The organism is uncultured Nitrosomonas sp., assembly GCF_902826915.1.
In the GTDB taxonomy this organism is placed as follows: domain Bacteria; phylum Pseudomonadota; class Gammaproteobacteria; order Burkholderiales; family Nitrosomonadaceae; genus Nitrosomonas.
Map to the genome: position 1 here is coordinate 14829 of NZ_CADEGP010000033.1, position 15898 is coordinate 30726.

7 protein-coding genes are annotated in these 15898 nt (G+C 42.8%); 5 read left to right on the top strand and 2 right to left on the bottom strand.

What is annotated here, in order from left to right; genetic code table 11:
• Nucleotides 1-112 precede the first annotated feature (112 nt).
• On the bottom strand, nucleotides 113-1837 hold the full coding sequence (locus QZV86_RS07485) for a dihydroxyacetone kinase family protein (RefSeq protein WP_295625666.1): 1725 nt from the start codon (nucleotides 1835-1837) through the stop codon (nucleotides 113-115).
• A 161-nt stretch (nucleotides 1838-1998) separates the two neighbouring features.
• Nucleotides 1999-5712: a response regulator gene (locus QZV86_RS07490; RefSeq protein ID WP_295625669.1), complete on the bottom strand. Its 3714-nt coding sequence runs from the start codon at nucleotides 5710-5712 to the stop codon at nucleotides 1999-2001.
• A 553-nt stretch (nucleotides 5713-6265) separates the two neighbouring features.
• Here QZV86_RS07490 and epsL point away from each other — a divergent pair.
• From epsL to QZV86_RS07515, 5 genes are all read left to right on the top strand, one after another.
• On the top strand, nucleotides 6266-7510 hold the full coding sequence (gene epsL / locus QZV86_RS07495; protein ID WP_295625673.1) for an XrtB/PEP-CTERM-associated polysaccharide biosynthesis outer membrane protein EpsL: 1245 nt from the start codon (nucleotides 6266-6268) through the stop codon (nucleotides 7508-7510).
• Nucleotides 7507-8925, top strand: coding sequence for an undecaprenyl-phosphate glucose phosphotransferase (locus QZV86_RS07500; RefSeq protein WP_295625676.1), 1419 nt, complete (start codon nucleotides 7507-7509; stop codon nucleotides 8923-8925). Before epsL ends, QZV86_RS07500 begins: the two co-directional genes overlap by 4 nt.
• Nucleotides 8926-9131: 206 nt before the next feature.
• Nucleotides 9132-9455 carry a ferredoxin FdxA gene (gene fdxA, locus QZV86_RS07505; protein WP_292920850.1) on the top strand — a complete coding sequence of 108 codons (324 nt, stop codon included), beginning with the start codon at nucleotides 9132-9134 and terminating at the stop codon, nucleotides 9453-9455.
• Between the two features lie 28 nt (nucleotides 9456-9483).
• Nucleotides 9484-12252, top strand: a complete 2769-nt coding sequence (locus QZV86_RS07510) for a PD-(D/E)XK nuclease family protein (RefSeq protein WP_295625679.1) — start codon at nucleotides 9484-9486, stop codon at nucleotides 12250-12252.
• The gene (locus tag QZV86_RS07515; protein WP_295625682.1) at nucleotides 12245-15730 is read left to right on the top strand and encodes a UvrD-helicase domain-containing protein; all 3486 of its coding nucleotides are present in this window, start codon (nucleotides 12245-12247) and stop codon (nucleotides 15728-15730) included. Before QZV86_RS07510 ends, QZV86_RS07515 begins: the two co-directional genes overlap by 8 nt.
• Nucleotides 15731-15898: the final 168 nt, after the last annotated feature.

Below are 15898 nucleotides of genomic sequence, written 5' to 3' on the forward strand. Positions count from 1 at the left end.
AATAGTGAGGGGAAGTTGTGCAGGGATCTTATCAATTACGACACCAACTACAGCTATAGTCACCGCTGTCCTGGAAATAGCATTATCATTTTTATCAGATACTTGTATGCTTTCAGAAACGGCCAATTGTTTTTCCAATTGCGCAAATGATCAGAGCCATCGAAATAGCTCCCGGGTCGGGTGTGCCGAGGCTTTGCACCGCATGGGGACGTGCGCGACCAATTTTAGGTAGAAGATTCTTGGTGGATTGGGCTGCTTCATTTGCAATATCGGTTGCAACGGCCCAAGAATTGGCAATCGAAAGTCCTTGTGAAGCCGCCGTAGCAAGCGCTGCTGAGAATGGAAGAAGAACATCAACAAGCGTCTTGTCACCCAACTGTGCTTTTCCGAGATTAGTTACATCGTGAAGCGCTGAAGCAATGCCGACAGCAATTGTTGATGCTTGGGGTGCGGCTTCATCACCCAGAGCATTGCCTAGATTGCGGAGGATAACACCCCATAAGGCGCCAGATGTGCCACCAGCTCGATCCGACCAGGCATTGCCAGCCACTGTAAGTAATGTCCCAACACCTGATTTGGCATCAAGCGCTTCTTGTGCTGCTACAACCGCTGCCGTTATTCCACGTTGCATACCTATGCCATGATCGCCATCTCCAGCGATAGCATCCAATCTCCCAAGTTCCTCGCTTTTTTCGTTAATCACTTTGCGAGCAGCCTTAAGCGCCACAAAAACTATTGCTGCAGCGGATTTTGAGTCCATAGAGCCCATTTCCACTGGGTGTTTATCGTTAAGTTGATCTGCTTTGAATGTGTATTCATTGGAGCGAGCGATGTTGTCCTTATGAAATGCAGGTGTGTCTGCAGCAGCAATCCAGGTTTGCTCCAGTTCATCGTTCATCCAGAATAACGTAAGAGAGATACCTGCCATGTCAAAGCTGGTGATTAATTCATCCACTACGGGTTCGATGATGGTCAACCCGCGCTCGAATAGCAATCGATCAACTCGGCGATAGACGACAAATAATTCTTCATATTTCACAGAGCCAAGGCCGTTCAGTATTACACCGATACGTGCGCCATCAGGGTTGACGATGATCGAAGGGATTTCGGCGAGTAATTTGTTGACCAACATGTCTGCCAAGCCATCAGCAGTTGGTGCATTGATGCGATAGAGACCAGGTTCGCCATGAATTCCCATGCCAACTTCCATTTTTCCACTTGTAACTTCGAACAATGGCTTATTGGCGCCAGGCAGAGTGCATCCAGAAAATGCCACGCCGAGTGTTCGCACGCGATCATTGGCATCAGTTGCGATGCGAAAAACATCATCAAGCGATTTTCCAGAATCTGCGGCAACAGCAGCAGCTTTGAAAACTGGTAAAGTGCCGGCAATACCGCGACGTTTATGTTTTTCAGTCAAAGGTGCAGAAGCAATGTCATCGGTTACAATGATTGTCCGGACGTCAATACCCATCGCGCAAAGCCGTTCCTGCGCTTGATTGAAATTGATTACATCTCCAGCATAATTGCCGTAGCAAAATAAAATACCGCCACCTGCATCCACAGCCTGCGCCACATTACAAATTTGTTGTGCCGATGGTGCTGCAAAGATGTTTCCCATGGCTGCGCCGTGTGCCAATCCCGAACCAACAAACCCAGCAAAGGCAGGGTAATGTCCAGAACCGCCACCAATAACAAGTACGACTTGGCCTAGCTTGGCCTTGTGCTTGCGGATTACGCCACCCTCAACCAAGTGTATTAGATTGCGGTGTGCCGCAACATATCCCTCAATCAGCTCGTCTGCAAAATTTTCTGGATTATTGAACAGATAAGTCATAGTTTTATAATAGTCTATTGCTGATTCTTAATTTGTCTCGAGAAACATGCATGGTGTTTAATTATTTCCGCTATATCTCATTGCTTGCTTCTATATTCCAAACACAGATTCGCAACATGATATATGCAGATACAGAATCCTGTTAATCGTCTTGCCTGGCGTCATTCATCTTTCGCATATAAAGCACTTAGATAAGTTTTGATACTTATCAACTGCGCATCAAATGCTGTAAAGAATACAGCTAGTGTTTCTGCATCGTTGTTTTTGCCTGCTTGCTCCATATGCGCACATAATTCACCTAATGCAAGTGCACCAACAGAACGTGCCGACGATTTGAGTTTGTGCGCCAATGAACCGACTGTTGCTAATTGACCAGCTTGATAAGCGGCGTGGAGCTCCGATGCAATTTTTTCCGCGCTGACGCGAAAATCCAGCAGCATTTCCTTAATCATTACTGGATCATCTCCAACTAGTTCTTCGAGAACATGGATGTTGAGCGGTGTTTCGGCTAACTCGGATTTGGCTTTGCTGTTGGATAAATCAGGTTGAGAAGCAGATTTGATAGCCTTAATTGATTGCTGATTGGGTAGATATTTTTCAAGTATCGAACGCAGATCGTCAAGCTGAACCGGTTTGCTCAGATAATCGTCCATTCCGGCTTGCAGGCAACGTTCCTTTTCACCTTTTAGTGCATTCGCTGTCAAGGCAACAATCGGAATATGTTTCTGATCGGTCTCTGCTGCTCGAATATCTTTTGTTAACTCGAATCCATCCATTTCAGGCATATGTAAATCAGTCAATAACAAATCATAATCACCACTTTCCCAACGTTTCAATGCTTCTCTACCATCGCTGGCAATGTCTGCCGCATATCCCAGCAGATTGAGTTGCTGGCGAATTACTTTCTGATTAATATCGTTATCTTCTGCTACCAGAATCAGCATGCGCTGCTTTAAGGCTTCTTCACGTGAAATGGGCTTAGGCGCTGATGTGATGATGTTCAGAGGAGGAGCTTCATCTGTTTCCGCTTCTATTCTTCCGGCAGCGATCTCCATCGCGCGAAATAACGATTGACGGTACATGACATCGCCATCCAACGTAATAATGTCGATATCTTCGATACGCGCTTGCCGCCGGCGACCTCGCTTAATCACCACAAATCGAGGCTCTATATACGGATGCGGTTGGTACAAGCCTGTATCAGCGTCTTTCTTTATAGCTTCAGAGCGGGCGTTAAACGCAGCGCGTAATGTTTCAATGGAAGGCATTTCCTCTCCGGCATCGATAACAACAAGCCATAAACCAGGTGCAAGTTTTTTAATAACTTGATCAACGTTTGTGAGATTGGATACTTGCTCGACTATGGCGCCTGCACTTTTTAAATAAACAGCCAAATCACTACTTAATCCATCATTTTCACCTAATATCAAGCAATTCATGCCTTCGAGATCATCGATCTTGTGGTCAGCATAGGAGGTCTTGGTTAAAGGCTTAAAAGGCATTTGTATAATAAAAGTGGAGCCATGCTGAGGTTCACTTTGCACCGTGATTTCTGCATCCATCAATTCTGCCAGATGATGCGATATTGCCAAACCAAGCCCGGTTCCACCAAATCGCCGTGTGGTAGAAGGATCACCTTGAGAAAAAGATCTAAACAATTTCTCTTGAGTCTCTTTATTCATACCGATACCATTATCGGTAATCTGAAAAGTTACCACCACTTGATCGGGATTGGATTCAGTCAATAATACTCGCACCGATACTTTGCCTTGCTTTTCCTGCTTACTGGAAAATTTAATTGCGTTATTGATAATATTTACCAATACTTGGCGGAGTCGCAAGGGATCACCTAGCATATTTTCTGGAATTTTCGGATCAATAAACAAGGTTAGTTCTACTTTCTTGCTGAGAGCGACGTGTGCCAACATACCGCAAGCGTTTTCTACAATACTTGCTAATGACATTGGGATCTTTTCTATTTCCAGCTTACCGGCCTCAATTTTCGAAAAATCAAGAATATCTTCAATGATGGAAAGTAGCGAATAAGCGGAATCGCGTATCAAGTTTGCCATTTCCATTTGGTAACCAGTCAAACTGGTTTGCCTAAGTACGTCAATCATACCAATTACACCATTCATCGGTGTGCGGATTTCATGGCTCATTGCGGCTAAGAAAGCCGATTTAGCTTTATTAGCTTGTTCTGCCTCAGTCCGTGCTTGCCGTAAGTCGTTCATAATGCGTACATGCTCACGGATATCCCGTAGTACGCCGGTAAAGTGTCGCTCTTCACCCACAAAATACTCACTGACCGCCAAATATAATTCAATTCGCTCGCCATTCTTTCGAATGCCCTCTACTTCACGTCCACGCCCGATGCCATGCGATCCAGACAAATAAGGGCGACCGACATATTCTTGGCCATGCCCAGTGCGGCAGTAATTTTCCATATAACTAATATGTTTGCTACGATCCGGTTCTGGTACGATGATCGACACATTTTGTCCAATCATTTCATCATGACTATAGCCGAACAGCTTTTCCATTACTGGATTGACGGAAAGAATTATGCCTATTTCATTGGTGGTTATCACGCAATCAACCATGTGTTCAACAATAGAACGCATTTCTTCTTCTTTAATCGCTAAAGCTGAATTTGCCCGTTGCAAATCGTCCGTGCGTGCGGCAACTCTATTTTCAAGCTCTAAGTTACTGGCGTTTAGCCGCTCCACCATAAGATTAAATGTTTGCGCAAGTTGCCTCATTTCGTCCCAACCTTCAATCGCGGCACGCTGATGTAAATTACCCGTCGAGATTTCCAGAGCACTTTGGTTCAAGTGCTTCAAAGGGTCGACAACACGGCGATTAAATAAAAAAGCCCCGAATAAAGCGGCGAAAAAGGTTAGAATAACAATCACTACACCAACAAAATGTACATAATAAACAGAAGCGAATGCCTCATCGGCATCAATATTTACCACCATACCCCACTTCAAGCGTGGCAAATAACGCCATGCCGCCACAACTTCCTTGCCACGATAATTAACAGTTAATGCACCACCAGAATCGCCATCTAGAGCATATTGGATTGCTGTGGACAACGGTGGATTATCAAGAGGTATTTTTCGTTTTAATGCAGCATCAGGATCATATTTCATTGGGGCCATTACCAAAGCAGTTTGATCATTTTCAAGTCGTGCAACGACTGTTTCTCCGCTATTTCTAAGGCCCACGTTATTTGAAATTACTGAAAACACAAGTTGACTGTAGATTTGTAGCGCCAGTACTCCTTTAATTTCACCCTCAATAATAATAGGGGTCGCAACGAACGCGGCTATAGCACCTTTGGATGGTTCGTAATATTCAAAGTCTGAAATACTACTTTCTAAATTATCCAGCGCATGGCGGGTGACTTTACCTAAACCGGTGTCACGGTAGGGGCCAGTCCGCAGATTAGTTGCAAAGTCAGATTCATGTGCCTGAGAATAAACGATTGTTCCTTGAGTTGAAATTAAAAACAGATCGTAATACTTGGCATTGTCCAAAAAGCGTTTGTAGCTTTCACGATATGTCTTGTCCAGCTGGTGATATTCGTCAGAGTCGGCCCCATTTTGTCCAAAGATTGCGGAGAATTTAACAATTGCTTCATGGGTTGTGCTTGTGCCACTTGCCAAATAAGCATCAAGCAAACGTTCTTGAAGGTAATAGTCAATTTGCTCGGCTTTTTTGTCAGCGATAGCAGAGACATTCTGAATAGCTGATTTTTTTATCTCGGCTTCAAATGTATGCAGTAAGCTGTTGCCAATGAACAATATTGGCAATAAAGAAACCAATGTAAACCAGACAGCAAAACGCTGTGTAAGTGATGTGAATTTCATCAGTTTCTCCTATGGATCATTGCCGGTCGAGTTACGTAACTAATTTTCCAATCAAATAAGCAAAGAAGTCGACTCAATAAATAAGTCTGCAAGGCTCAGATTAAGCTTTCATCTTCCTCGACATCATCACTATATCTTTCGCTCCTCTCATGTTGTGATTGACATTTATTCATTCTGTTCTAATGTTATTGAAGATTGTGCCGTAATTCTATTGCTTTAAACTTTTGTAACACATACAGGGCATTTTGTATCATTATTTATATCTAATTGTTAAAAATAGCGACACTTAGGTAGGAATGGATCAAAAAGGCGGTTTTTCTTATAGAAAAATTGTTGTTAAAAATAATTTTATGAGAACATGCTAGGGGAAAGAAAAGGCGATTCTGTCAAATATCTGCGATATTCAGGTAATGATAATGCGAACTCTGAGAATTTGAAGTTGATGAAATATCTGTTTAGTGAAAGTACGGTTACGTACATCCGTCAGTGTCTTATGTCCAGCGTGATTAGCTTGTTACGATCCATTCGGCTCGGGTCTTTTGTTTCAGGATGCATGATGTTGGTTTTTTTTAACTCACCCACTCATGCGCAACAGACCTTTGGCAAAGTGATACAGCCTTTTGGAAGCTATTCTTATACCGCTGATGACAATATATTGCGCTTCAGGGATAACCAGAGGGTCGACAACCTTCCTGATGGAACTATTCGTAGGGCAATTCTTCAAAAAGATTTTTTTGATATGTCGCATCGATTTACCGGCGGTGTTATTTTTCAGAAGGAAATCAGCCGGCAGCGCTTAAGTGCTAACTTTAACTATAGTCGCGTTCAGTTTGATAGATTTAGCGATATGGACAACAATCTGAAAAATTTTAGCGGCAACTGGAACTGGTTGATAGGCAATCAGCTAGAAGGTAATATGGGGGCCAGTTATACACAATCATTGGCGCCTTTCCTGTTTCAGCCAGGTATTAAATCTATCCGTACTGAACTGACAGAATACGTTAACGCAGCCTGGCGGTTTCATCCCAAATGGAGATTGAATGGTGAATTTACACACTATGATCTTAGTATCAAAGCTCCTCCTGATGTTCCACGCTTAAGATTCCTTGAGCGCACTGAAAATCAGTTTGAAGGAGGGGTTGACTATGTTTCTTCGCGCGGAACAGTTGGTAGAAATACGATTGGGGTGCTTTTTCGCTACATAGATGGTAATTTTCCTTTTGAGCCTTCACCAGCATTGGTCAATAATGATTACAATCAAAAAGAGGTTATGGCTAGAATTAACTGGGATGTCACCAGTAAAACCAGCTTCCAAGCGCGTGGAGGGTGGGTAGAACGTCTGAATGCCAGCAATGCACAGCGCGACTTTAGCGGATTCAATGCGCGTGGTACCTTTCAATGGCGCCCCACAGACAAAACGGGATTGACTGTTAGTGGATGGCGCGAAACCGCGGCTAGGCAAAATCTGACCGCAAGCTTCAGTCTAAATACTGGCGTAAGCTTAATACCCTTTTGGCTTATCACAGAGAAAGTACGTATGGAAGGAGATTTATCGTATGAAACACGCAATTTTGGTAACCGCATAAATCCAAACCTTACTGACCCAGATTTATCCAATTTTTTAGGTGTACACAATAAAATCCGCAATGCGACTGTCAGGTTCGTATATAACCCTTATCTTGGCCTTGAACTCAGTGCCTCAGCTTATCATGCCGATTTGAAATCAGACTCTTTATTTGGTGGTTTTAACGCCAATGGTGTTAATGTCAATCTACAATATACTTACGGACAACGATGACAGTTAATGATTTGCCCATAGTGGCCTTTTTCAAGCATCTGCTTGACCCATTTATTATATGGAGCATGCTGATACTGACAACATGGTTCTATCAAGAAGACTTCACCAGTTACTATTTAATACTAGTTATTATTACTTTTTTTATTTCTTCTTACATTTTTGAGCGTATCCTCGTTTACCGCAACTGGCGCAAGGGCCGCTTGCTTGCTTATATGCGCGATACCGTGATGGGTTGGCTAATTATTGTTACTATCCTGATATTTCTGGGCTATGCCACCAAATTTCATAACCAATTTTCTGGAGAAGTTTTGCTGACTTGGTTTATTGTCACGCCTTTGATGTTGATAGCAAGTCATTTTACAGTGCATAGCATTGTCGCCAATCTGTATCACAAAGGTAAGTTGCGTTCGGCGATAGTTATTGGTATCAACGAGAACAGTTTACACTTCATCAAACATATTGCGGAGCATCCTTTTTTCCTAATCAATTTTCAAGGTTTTTTCGATGAACGTGGTAGCACACGAATCACCGATAAATTTCAATCTCATGCAATGGATTCGGTTCAACCAGTCAATTTTGGCTCACGTTTGGGGGGGCTGGAGGGTGTCGTGCCTCATGTTCAGAAGCACAGCATTGATATGGTTTTTATCAGCTTGCCAATGTCATCACAGCCACGAATTCAGAAATTAATGGATGAATTACCGGATACAACAACTTCTATATATTTTCTTCCGGATATTTATATCTTTGATTTGATGCAGGCGCGGTTTGAATATATTGGTGATATTCCCGTAGTCGCCATGAATGAATCACCTTTTACCGGTATCGATGGTGTAGTTAAATCTATCAGCGATTTTGTGCTTGCGTTACTCATCCTTATTTTGCTGTCTCCTTTGATGGCATGTATAGCATTAGCAGTTAAATTTACCTCACCGGGTCCAATTATTTTTAAACAGCGACGTTACGGTCTTAACGGTGAAGAAATCACTGTTTATAAGTTTCGTTCAATGACGGTTATTGAAGATGGTGTTAATATTCAACAGGCACAGGAAAACGATCAACGGTTCACAAAAATTGGTGGGTTTCTGCGTCGCACATCATTGGATGAGTTGCCGCAGTTTTTCAATGTGCTGCAGGGACGTATGAGTATCGTAGGTCCGCGACCTCATGCAGTTGCGCATAACGAACTCTATCGCAAATTGATCAAAGGTTATATGCTACGGCATAAAGCCAAGCCCGGCATTACCGGATGGGCTCAAGTTAATGGTTGGCGCGGTGAGACTGAAGTGCTGGAAAAAATGCAAGCACGCATTGAACACGATTTATATTACCTTAAACACTGGTCCATCTGGCTCGACCTTTGGATCATTCTTAAGACTGTCTTAATTGTTTTGCGTAAAGATAATGCATATTGATACGTGGATTTGAATGCGCAAGCGATAGCCAATAGATAATTAAGATGAGCGCCGGGTGGCTTGACAGTTTCTTAATCTATTAAGTAAAAGGATTATCCGCGATCGTCACTAAAATATGCGTTTCTAGTAGCTTTGGTGATGGCGTTACTGATTGGAATTCTGCTAAAATATACCATTCTATAAAAGTGTTAAGCAAGGAAGTTGTCATGACTTATGTTGTAACTGAAAATTGTATTAAATGTAAGTATACGGACTGCGTGGATGTGTGTCCGGTAGATTGTTTCCGTGAGGGTCCAAATTTTTTAGTGATAGATCCGGATGAATGTATTGATTGTACATTATGTGTTGCAGAATGTCCGGTGGAGGCTATTTACGCTGAGGATGATGTGCCCGATGAACAGGTGCACTTTATTCCGCTAAATGCCGAATTATCTAAAACATGGCGCCCGATTATTGAGAAAAAAGATGCATTGCCTGATGCAGATGACTGGGCTAGTGTTAAAGGCAAGTTGGATCAACTGCAACGCTAAGTAAAAATGGCGGTAATTTAGATACCGCATGTTTGATTTCTCACAATTCCCACAGATTCCCTTTGATGAAATTTCTAAGCGCATAAATGCTGGCAGCTTGGTGGTTACACCTAACCGGAGGCTTGCATTAGCGCTTAATGAAAAATTTAATCAAGAGCAAATCAACCAGCAAAAAACTGCGTGGTATTCGGCAGATATCCTGCCATTCTCATCGCTAATTGAGCGAATTCACCTCGAATCATTGTATGCTAAAGCAGCATCTATATTGCCTTCGTTATTGTCTGTGCATCAGGAGCAAATGCTTTGGGAATCAATTATTCTATCTTCAAAAGATGGAAAGGTATTATTGAGAATTTCACAAACGGCGCGCTCGGTCAGTGAGGCGTGGCATCTCGCACACGCTTGGCGATTGATCCATCGTTTAGGTAATTTTGCATCAAACGAAGATGTTAAAGTGTTTCTAGGTTGGGCAAAAACATATCAAGATATAACGGCATTTAACCGACAAACAGATCAAGCGCGTATTTGTGATCTGATTACAGAACAATATGAATTTCTTGGTATTGATAAACCATCTTTAATGGTTTGTTACGGCTTCGATGTTATTACACCACAGCAAATCACCTTCCTAAAGAAAATGAGCGATTGCGGTTGTGAGGTGGTGATAGCTAATAATCCAGCTACACAATACCAGCAATCGCTGGCGAACATTCAGCGGTTTGAATATGCGAATAGTCAAGAGGAAATTCATCAAGCGGCAATATGGGCGCGGTCCAGAATTGAAACAGCAAGTTATGGTGTGCGTGTGGGTATCGTGGTGCCGGCGCTGCCCAACTATCGCAATAAGCTGATTCGTGTTTTTAATGAGGTAATGGATCCAGATATCCGATTTGCGCTACCGGGAGCAAAACATAGTATTGCCCCGTTTAATGTTTCGTTGGGTTTGGCACTAACAACTTACCCATTGATTGATGCAGCTTTTGTAAGCTTGGCATTATTGGATCAAAAAATAGAATTTAATCGTATTAGTCATTGGTTGTGTTCGCCATTTCTTGCAGGAAGTGAAACTGAAATGGGTCAACGCGCGCTGCTAGATGCACAAATGCGCCGTTATACTGAACCTGAGATCTCTTTGGAGCGATTACTCGTACTCGTATTGCAAGCAGATGGCCAAAAAAAATGCCCAATTTTGCTGCAGTGTTTGTCAGTGTTAAGGATATTTCGTCGAACTAAGCTTCCGGAATCGGCCAGTCATACTGTATTCGCCAGAATTATGTCCGAGGCATTGCAAATTTTGGGTTTCCCTGGGGAGCGTAGCTTGGATTCGAATGAGTATCAGACACTTAAAAAGTGGCAGACACTTGTCGCAAATTTTGCAGCGTTCGATCAAGTCAATGCAAAAACCACCTACTATGAAGCTATCAGCCGACTGAGACAAATGGCGGACAATACGTTGTTTCAGCCTGAAACACCTAATGTGCCTGTGCAAATTATCGGTGTATTGGAAGCGATCGGAATGGAATTTGATCATTTGTGGATCATGGGGTTATCTGATGAACAGTGGCCTTTGCGATCCCATCCGAATCCTTTTTTGCCATTAGAGCTGCAACGCAAAGCAAAATTACCCTTGGGGTCAGCACTGGAGTCATCTGCCTACTGCCAACGACTGACGCAGAAGTGGTTTTCTAGCTCCAGAGATATTGTTTTAAGTCATCCCCAGTATAGTGATGATCGTGATGGGCATGAATTAAAGCCTAGCCCATTGATTCAATCGATACCACTTAGTAGGCCGATATTTCCTGATATGGAACAGCATCATGACCGGATTATTCGATCGTGCAAAATGGAATACATAGCAGATTGCGAATCGCCACCACTGGATAAAGAAATCATCAAGCAAGGTATAAAGGGGGGCACATCGGTAATCAAGGATTATGCTGCATGCCCATTCCGTGCTTGGGCTAAGCATCGATTGTCTATCACCAGTTTGGACGTACCGCATACAGGCCTAAATGCAGTAGAAAGAGGCTCGTTGGTGCATCAGGTATTAGCCCAGCTATGGCAACAATTGAGAACTAAAGAGGCGCTTGATGGCATCAGTGATCACAATCTTGACCGTATGTTAAAGGATATTATAAACAGCGCCATTTCAGAAATGCAGCAATATGGATCTACAGTACTTTCGGGGCGTTTTGCACAAATTGAACAACGACGTTTGTTTCGCTTGGCACTTGGATGGCTGGCGGAAGAGAAGAAGCGTAGTTATTTTAAGGTAATTGCTGTAGAACAAAATCGAACCATCCAAATAGGTGACTTGATCCTAAACGCTCGCTTAGATCGAGTCGATGAATTGGAGGGCGGGCAACGTATTGTTATCGATTACAAAACAAGTAAAAAATCCATTCAATCGATGATAGGAGAGCGTCTAGATGAGCCGCAACTACCTTTATATCTGGTAATGACTGAAATCGGACAACAAGCTGAAGGTGCCGCATTTGCTGTTATAAAGCGAGGTGAAATGGGGTTTGCGGCAATATTGCGGGAGTCGGATCTATTGCCAGGTATAAAAGCTTTTTCGCAATTAGATAAATTTACGCGGTTTGACACGTGGGAGGATTTGATTGAGGCCTGGCGGCAACATTTGACAAATCTTGCAACAGGTTTTTGCAATGGTGATGCCAAAGTAAATCCCAAAAATTTTCCTGTTACGTGTAAGTATTGTGACATGCAGTTATTTTGTCGGATTCATGAGCGGATTGATGATGGTATGACTGGGTCGAGCAAGGGAAGTGACTGATTCTAAGTCGATTCCTGATGCAGATCAACGCTATCAAGCACTTGATCCAGCTCAATCATTCATCGTCCAGGCACCGGCTGGGTCGGGCAAAACGGCGCTACTTATCCAGCGCTATCTCAAATTACTTGCTTGTGTCGATACGCCTGAAGAGGTTGTGGCCATTACCTTTACGCGCAAAGCTGCAGCAGAAATGCGTACTCGGGTTCTTGCCGAGATTGAAGTTGCATGCAATCCTACTAAAGAGGTTCGAACTGCTTATGAGAAACTGAATCAGGAGTTGGCAGCGGCTGTTTTATTGCGTGATCAGCAAGCTGGTTGGCATCTTGTCGAGCACCCCGAGCGACTGCGGATACAGACGATTGATTCATTGTGCGCTTCCTTGACACGACAGATGCCTTTGCTGTCAAAATTCGGAGCGCAGCCTGAGACGATTGAGGACGCTACCAATTTTTACTTGGAAGCGGTACGAGCTACGCTAGAATCGATGCAGCAAGACCATGCAATTGCTGATGATGTGGAGCAGCTGCTTGAGCATTTGGATAACGACATGGGGCGTCTCGAATCTTTACTTGCCGAGATGCTGGCACGTCGTGATCACTGGCTACGCCATATACATGGTAGAACCCGGCAAGAGCTAGAAAAATCTTTACAAAATTTGCGCTATCGTGCATTGCAAAATGTTTCGCTGCAATTTCCCAATTTATTAGAGAATGAGCTACTAGATTTGTTGCATTATGCTGCTGCAAATCTGATTGCTGATGACAGAGAATCACCCATAATATTTTTTAATCAAATGGATAGCCTGACTCCAATTGATATTGAATATTGGCATGGAATTGCAGAATTGCTACTTACTCGAGAGGGTTTTTGGAGAAAAAAAATCTCTATTAACGAAGGTTTTCCGTCTGGCGATAGCAAGATTGAGAAAAATGTAGCAAGAATGTGGAAAAGCCGATGGCGTGCTTTGATCGCTATGCTTGGCTCAGAGGAAATTTTCCGACAAGCGCTGCATGATATACGCCTACTACCACCAGTATATTATACGGATCAACAATGGAGCATTCTTGGTGCAATAACAAGATTATTGCCGTATGCCGTCGCACAACTTAAGATTATTTTTCAAGCCAGTGGTTTTGTGGATTTCTCGGAAGTTACGCAGCGGGCATTGCTTGCATTGGGGGATTCCGAATTCCCTACAGACCTGGCGTTGGCATTGGATTATCGTATTCAACATTTGCTAATCGATGAGTTCCAGGATACTTCGATCAGTCAGTTTAAGTTAATTGAAAAACTTATTGGCGGCTGGGAAGTAGGAGATGGACGTAGCCTATTCGTTGTGGGAGATCCGATGCAATCCATCTATCGTTTTCGGGAAGCGGAAGTAGGGCTTTTTTTACAAGCTAGAAATTCTGGGATTGGTCAACTAATTTTGCAACCGATCACGCTCAGTGCTAATTTCCGTTCACAGCAAGGCATTATTGATTGGGTTAATGAAACCTTTACACAAATTATGCCTGATTGTGAAGAAATTCAATCCGGCGCAGTGGTTTATACACCTTCAGCTGCGGTACACCCTAAGCTTACTGAGGTTGCAGTGCGGGTATACCCTTTGTTTGATAGAAATCAAGTTGCTGAGGCCAGACAGATTGTAGAAATTATCAAGCAAACTCGCCGTGATTATCCGGCAGGTACCATCGCAATTTTGGTGCGTAACCGCAGCCATCTACAAGCGATTGTTCCGAAGTTAAAAGAATCTGACCTGCGGTTCTGTGCCATTGATATTGAGTTGCTGCATTACAAGCCAGTAGTTCAAGATTTGCTTATACTTACCCGTGCCTTGATAAATTTGGCGGATCAGATAGCTTGGTCTGCATTATTACGTGCGCCATGGTGCGGACTTTTGCTTAAAGACATTGATGCTTTATTTAAAGCCGGCAATGAACAGAAAGGAAAAAATTGCGATACAACTATCAAAGAAACAGTCATATGGAAATTAATTTATGATAATAATTATTGGCGGTACATTTCAGCCGATGCAAAGGCACGATTAGAGAGACTACGCGAAACTCTAATACCTTGCATATTTCATCGGCAACGCCAGTCGCTACGTATGACGGTCGAAGCAGTCTGGCAAGTTTTGGGCGGACCAGGGTGTATTAATCCCGTTGGAAAAAATAAGAGTGAGATTGCAACAATCTGGGACGATGCCATGATCTTTCTGAATTATCTGGAGAAACAGGAAGAAGCCGGTGCGACTCGGGATTTGGCAAGTTTTGAGAAAGGATTGAATACGCTCTATGCATCACCGGATTTGATTATAGATGATTCTTTGCAGGTTATGACGATTCATAAAGCTAAAGGACTTGAATTTGATACAGTCATTATACCTGGGCTTGGTCGAGAACAGCGCAGAAGCGATAAGCAATTGTTGAGATGGATGGAGCAACCGCTTGATTGGATTGGAGTCGGACACAAGTCAGTTAATCCAGAGTTATTACTTGCTCCCATCCAGGAAACAGGACTGAATTCTGATCCGATTTATAGGTGGATGGAGAAAATTGAGTGTGATAAAGAGCAGCATGAAGCGGATCGTTTGCTATATGTGGCTGCGACACGTGCCAGGAAGTTTTTGCATTTGTTGGGTGATGTGAGCCTGATCGAGGATGATGAAAGAAAATATATACCTAAAAAGCCAGCGGCGAGTTCATTGCTAAATAAGCTATGGCCTGTTGTGCAATTGATTTACTATGAAGCAGCTGAAAAAAATACGATAAATGAGAACTCTAAACTAGAAAACAAAGATTGTGAAGTGATTGTCGGTGATATAAACAATCAAGGTATATATAGACTGAAGGAAGGATGGGCATTACCAGATGCTCCAAAATCGATAGCTTGGAAGGAAGTATACGAAACTAAAAAAATTTTGGAAGAGATTGAATTTTCATGGGCGGGAGAGATGGCTCGTCACGTGGGTAATGTAGTGCATTGCTGGTTAAGAAAAATTGCTGAAGATGAGCTGCGTGGCTGGGATACTGTTCGTATACAAATGATGCGCGGTTTGCTAAAACAGAATTTGCTTGCTGATGGTATGAGCGGAGACGATAAGGAAGTGGAAAGCGCGATTGATCGCGTGATTTTAGCATTGGTCAATGCAATCAGTGATGAGCGAGGACGGTGGATTCTGAGGGGTCGGCAGCATGCAAAAAATGAATTGAAGATTGCCGGAATTGTTGATAATAAGCTCATGAGTTGCGTGATTGACAGAACGTTCAATGATTCTAAGGGAATTGGGTGGATAATTGATTACAAAATAAGTAGTCATGAAGGTACAGATATTCAAAATTTTCTAAATTGTGAAGAGGTTCGTTATCGGGAGCAGTTGAATTGTTATGCAAAAATGATGCGGCAAATTGATTCGCGACCAATTAAATTAGGAATTTATCTCCCGCTTATTAAAGGTTGGCGTGAATGGGAATAATCGTGTGGAGTTCAGAAATATTTCCAAGGAATTTGGAGAAGTATTGATTATCCCTTTAGCTATTGTGAGTAAAGGGGAAAAGGGTGAAAAGAGGAGGAGAAACCATGGGTTTTGGAAGGTAATTTTATGACAAATGACTTGACTTTGAACCCCAAGGTCGACTAGCCT